The organism is Bacillus bingmayongensis, from assembly GCF_000299035.1.
Lineage (GTDB): Bacteria > Bacillota > Bacilli > Bacillales > Bacillaceae_G > Bacillus_A > Bacillus_A bingmayongensis.
This window is the reverse complement of sequence record NZ_AKCS01000074.1, coordinates 1-1,948: the sequence shown is the minus strand read 5'-3', so window position 1 is coordinate 1,948 and position 1,948 is coordinate 1. Positions and strand designations below refer to the sequence as shown.

Below are 1,948 nucleotides of genomic sequence, written 5' to 3'. Positions count from 1 at the left end.
AAGTTTAGCTTAGTTTTAAAAACTTTGCAACAGAACCATTCGAATCTATTGGAAACATATTTACTACTCACTCGAAGTGTGAATCCTAAACGAATACATGAATTAAGAAAGTCAGTCGTTGAGGGTGGATTTGAGCCTGATTTTCATACACCAATCGAAGCCATGACGTATACGACGCTACAAGAACTTGCAACGATGGTGTTTTACAATAATGTTGCTAAGGTCGCAAGTAAGCATGATCCAGATCTTGCTACATTATTACACCGTCTTGCAAAAGATGAAACTCTTCATTATGCGTTTTATCGAGACGTGATTCGAACACATTTAGAATGGGAACCTAATTATTGCTATTATATTGCCAATGTGATTAAGAATTTTAAAATGCCAGGTGCCGTCATGCCTGATTTTGAAAATAGAATGGCTGTGATTGCAAAAGAAGCGAATTATGGACCACTACAATATTTTGATCAAGTACTTGATGTAGTGGTTGATTATTGGGGGTTAAAAGACTTACGACCAATTGCACCTTTAGCTGAAAAAGCAAGAATTGAGATTTTGGAATACCACACAAGATTGAAAAAAATACGTGATCGATTTGGTCGTTTTCAAGGTAAAACTGATCTACGTTAACGAGTAGAGATTTCAGAATATAAGCGGGGAAATTCCCCTTCCCTTTATGGGAAATCTGACACACTCCCTATTGTTTTTGGGGTGTTTTTTACTTAATTTAATTTTCGTTAAAAAGTGGTTGACGTTAAAAATGATTTTATGATATTATAAAATGTTTGATAAAAAACAACATATATGTTAAGGTTAAGAAGGTTACCATATATGGAGGTGGATTATATGTTTCAAATTGGCGATAACATTGTTTATCCAATGCACGGAGCAGGTATAATTGAAGCCATAGAAGAAAAAGAATTCTCAGGAAAAAAACAACAGTATTATGTTATTAAAATGTCAATCAGTAATATGCAAGTCATGATTCCTATGGGTAAAATACTAAGTTCGAGTATACGCCCAGTTACTGATATACATGCATTAAAACACATTATACACATTTTTCAGTATGGAGAATCAGATAAATCATTGCCGTGGAAACAAAGGTATAAAGTGAACACGGACAAAATAAAAACGGGTGAAATACAGGAAGGTGCTGAAGTTGTACGTGATTTAATGCGTATGAAGAAGGAAAAGGCACTGAATACAAGCGAAAAAAAAATGTTGGATAACGCACATGAATTTTTGATTAGTGAACTAGGATTAATTAAAGGGATCACTGAAAATCAAATAAAAAGTTTCTGTTAAAATTCATTATAGATAATGTATTAAATCCCCCGAAAATATCCTGAATTTTTCGGGAATATGATGATTATTAAAAGTAAATCATTTCAAAGACATTCAACTTCTTCAACTCACTTTTAGAGTAGGAACCTCTTTTGTTATTACTTCAATCTTATCCATTTTTATTTTTAAATTTCTTTTACGAACGTTCAAAGTTTCATCAAATAACTCGATTAAATAGTCACTTGATTTTTGCAATCCTGATTCACACTGGCACGGACAAGGATCCGTAAGGATGAAAGAGAGGTAGGGCTTTCATTGTTTTAGGTAATATATTATCTAAGTCATTATTTCTAGAAGAAAAAACAATCACTCTCACCGCTATCTCTTTAAGAGTTCCTTACATCTACTGAGACAGTGAATAGTAATTGTTTATCTTCTTTACGTAAAATTGATAAACGAACTGGTAACACCATATGGTCAACTATAAAAAAATGGTTTCCAGACAAGGAAACCATTTTTAATCTTATTTACATAACAATAGTAAATGAAGCAGTAAGAAGGAGTGCACACATGAAAAAAATGTTAACAAAAGAATTAAGTAATGAATTAAAGAAGCGAGAAGGAATTCTTTCTATTACAGTTGAGCCTTATGAAAAAATCG

3 protein-coding genes are annotated in these 1,948 nt (G+C 32.5%); all 3 read left to right on the top strand.

The features are described from left to right. Window positions 1–630 (top strand): acyl-ACP desaturase (locus Y7E_RS0106850; RefSeq protein WP_017150542.1); only part of this gene is annotated, 630 nt, incomplete at its 5' end. Between the two features lie 216 nt (window positions 631–846). After that, the gene (locus tag Y7E_RS0106845) at window positions 847–1,308 is read left to right on the top strand and encodes a CarD family transcriptional regulator (RefSeq protein WP_017150541.1); all 462 of its coding nucleotides are present in this window, start codon (window positions 847–849) and stop codon (window positions 1,306–1,308) included. Between the two features lie 549 nt (window positions 1,309–1,857). Then, the coding region (locus tag Y7E_RS32605) for a BC1881 family protein (protein WP_017150540.1) at window positions 1,858–1,948 on the top strand (91 nt) is incomplete at its 3' end.